This is a genomic window from Lysinibacillus sp. fls2-241-R2A-57 (assembly GCF_030209535.1).
In the GTDB taxonomy this organism is placed as follows: domain Bacteria; phylum Bacillota; class Bacilli; order Bacillales_A; family Planococcaceae; genus Lysinibacillus.
In genome coordinates this window covers 1-2,692 of record NZ_JARVRU010000174.1, presented here as the reverse complement: position 1 = coordinate 2,692, position 2,692 = coordinate 1, and the positions used below count along the sequence as shown (strand labels likewise).

General features: G+C 36.9%; 3 protein-coding genes. 2 read left to right on the top strand and 1 reads right to left on the bottom strand.

The features are described 5' to 3' along the window. Nucleotides 1-177: 177 nt before the first annotated feature. Nucleotides 178-768 carry a GNAT family N-acetyltransferase gene (locus QRN68_RS22535; protein WP_285399338.1) on the bottom strand — a complete coding sequence of 197 codons (591 nt, stop codon included), beginning with the start codon at nt 766-768 and terminating at the stop codon, nt 178-180. 95 nt (nt 769-863) lie between these two features. Between QRN68_RS22535 and pdxR the strand changes: the two genes are divergently transcribed. Both pdxR and QRN68_RS22525 read left to right on the top strand, forming a co-directional pair. Next, nucleotides 864-2,240: a MocR-like pyridoxine biosynthesis transcription factor PdxR gene (gene pdxR / locus QRN68_RS22530; RefSeq protein ID WP_285399337.1), complete on the top strand. Its 1,377-nt coding sequence runs from the start codon at nt 864-866 to the stop codon at nt 2,238-2,240. 85 nt (nt 2,241-2,325) lie between these two features. Continuing rightward, nucleotides 2,326-2,658 (top strand): EcsC family protein, encoded by a 333-nt coding sequence (locus QRN68_RS22525; protein ID WP_285399336.1) that lies wholly within the window; start codon nt 2,326-2,328, stop codon nt 2,656-2,658. Nucleotides 2,659-2,692: the final 34 nt, after the last annotated feature.

Sequence of the window (2,692 nt, the reverse complement as noted above, 5' to 3'; positions counted from 1 at the left end):
TTCGATAAAGGGCGATTTTGTTTCGATAAATCTTCAAAGTATTCCTATAAAACGAACGAAAATAGATTTAGCGATTCTGTTTTGGGGCTCGACACTAAATAGCAACAAGAAAAAACCTTTCATCGCTCAATAATAAACCTATTTTTTCCTAATCAACACGCAAGATTTTCTCCATTACTATTTTTTAGTAGAATCAACTAGCATCTGCTGTAAATGCTTTTTCACTTCCGGCCATTCTTGTAAAGTAATACTATACATCACAGTATGACGAGTTGTGCCATCCTTGCGCACCATATGATTGCGTAAGATCCCCTCCTTTTTTCCTCCAATACGTTCTATTGCTTTTTGAGCGCGCACGTTTTCATGGTCTGTTTTAATTTGTACACGTTGTAGATTTAACACTTCAAAACAGTATTGTAATAATAAATATTTGCAATTCGTATTTATTGTTGTACGCCAAAAAGTCGGTGTAATCCATGATGTACCTATTTCAAGCCTTTTATGATGCTCATCAATATCCATAAACCGAGTTGAACCGATGATTTGTTCAGAATGTTTATCCACAATGACAAATGGAAACTCAGTTTTTTCATGTTTTTTTGCTAATGCATTGTCCACAAAGTTATGCACATCATCCATCTTTTCAATCGTTGTGGACAAATAAGGCCAAATCTCTGGATAACTACCAGCCTCTAGTATCCCTTGGGCGTCCTCTTGACCTAATGGTTTAAGTAATACTACTTCATTTTCTAACGCTATAAAATTCATTTCGCTTCACTCCTTTTTTACTATTTAACGGTAATTTTGATATGTTGAATATAACCAATTTTCAAAAAACATGCCATACCAGGAGGTGCTATACTTTGGAGCTATCGATTTCATTTACTGGAGACGTATCAAAATACGTGCAAATTTACGACGAATTAAAACAAGCCATATTAAGAAAAAAATTGCTGGCCCATGAGCAATTACCTTCCAAACGAACACTTGCTAAAACGCTCGATGTTAGTGTTCACACGATTAAGGAGGCATATGAGCAATTGCTAGCGGAAGGCTATATCTATAGTAAGGAACGCTCAGGTTATTTCATAGCACCCTTTGAATTCGAATGGGGCCAGCAGCTGAAGCAGCATACATACGCTTCCTCAATACCAATTGTAGATAACATAAAATTTGATTTTAACAATGGACATGTGGATAAAGAGGCTTTTCCAATTTCCATTTGGCATAGGCTGTTGAAAAAGCACTTCAATGTGAATAACTTAACGACAAGCTCTTGGCAAGGAGAGGTTATATTACGGATGGAAATTGCTCGCTACGTTGAACGTTCAAGAGGAGTTGCTTGTGAAGCATCACAGGTTTTTGTTTATAGTGGTACACAAAGTCAGCTTCAAGCTCTATGTCACTTTTTGGGTCCAAAAACACATGTTGGCTTAGAGGAGCCTGGCTTTAAAAGAATACGTGCAACATTGCAACAATGTGGATTAACAACTCATGCTATTCCTGTTGATAACTCAGGGGTTACAATACCGAAAAAATCCATCCACATGTTATACACAACACCCGCACATCAGTTTCCGCTTGGCATGGTCATGCCTGTTGAACGGCGTGTAGCACTTTTGCAATGGGCAACTTCTGAGAACGCCTATATTTTTGAAGATGATTATGACTCAGAATTTCGCTATAAAGGGCTCCCTATCCCCTCTTTAGCAAAAATGGATCAGCTTCAGCGTGTTATTTATTCCGGAACATTTTCCAAAACACTTATCCCATCGCTGCGCATAAGTTATATGATTTTGCCTAAATCGTTAGTCGAAGATTTTATTCTGTTTAATCAGGAACAAAAATCTGTTGTCTCCAAAATAGATCAGCTTGCGTTAGCCGATTTTATTGCTCAAGGTCTATTTGATAAGCATTTAGCCAAAATGCGCACTATTTATCGCAAAAAGCAACAGACATTGCTAGCAGCTATTAACGCAAATTTTTCCGAGGAGTTCGAAGTAGTTGGTGAGAAATCAGGGCTACACATTGTTGTGAAGTTACCGAAAAGGCTTTCTGAACAGGATGCAATTAACCTTGCACGAGAGGTAGGAATCAAAGTCTATCCATGTTCAACCTCTTATCAGAAAAACACTAAACATGCTATGGTTCTTATAGGCTATGGTGGGCTAACCTTTGAGCAAATCAAAGAAGGTATCGCGTTGCTTGGAGCTGTTTGGCAATCATTCACTCCACATTAATGTCGAAATTTTATAAAAATAACGAAACCTTTTTTAAATTCTTCTCGTATTTTAATTAAACGCAATTATAAGGGGAATAGACAAAATGGAGAATGTCGAGCAATTAGAAAAGCATTTACAAGAAATTCAAGCATGGGAAAAAGATCAAAAGGATTTGTGGTTTTTTGATAAATTAGGTCGCATCCCATTTAAAATCTTAGATAAGATGACACCTACCTTCCTTCAAAATAAAATAGCGTTACTAGTTGATGAATTAGGGAGCTATATTCAAACAGGTGGTAAATATTTAATTAATGAACAAGCAATGATGCAGAAAATCCGTAACAATTCTTCGTTTCAAAATATTTTTGCTATATCCGATATTAGTCAACTGCCGCTAGAGAATATGATTGCTCTAACTGACTACTCCCACAGCTAAAGCAGCGGGGTTCTTATATACTTAAGAGAAGCGT

Coding starts and splice junctions, on each gene's coding strand:
- QRN68_RS22535 (WP_285399338.1), bottom strand. CDS start 768: ATGAATTTTATAGCGTTAGAAAATGAAGTAGTATTACTTAAACCATTA.
- QRN68_RS22525 (WP_285399336.1), top strand. CDS start 2,326: ATGGAGAATGTCGAGCAATTAGAAAAGCATTTACAAGAAATTCAAGCA.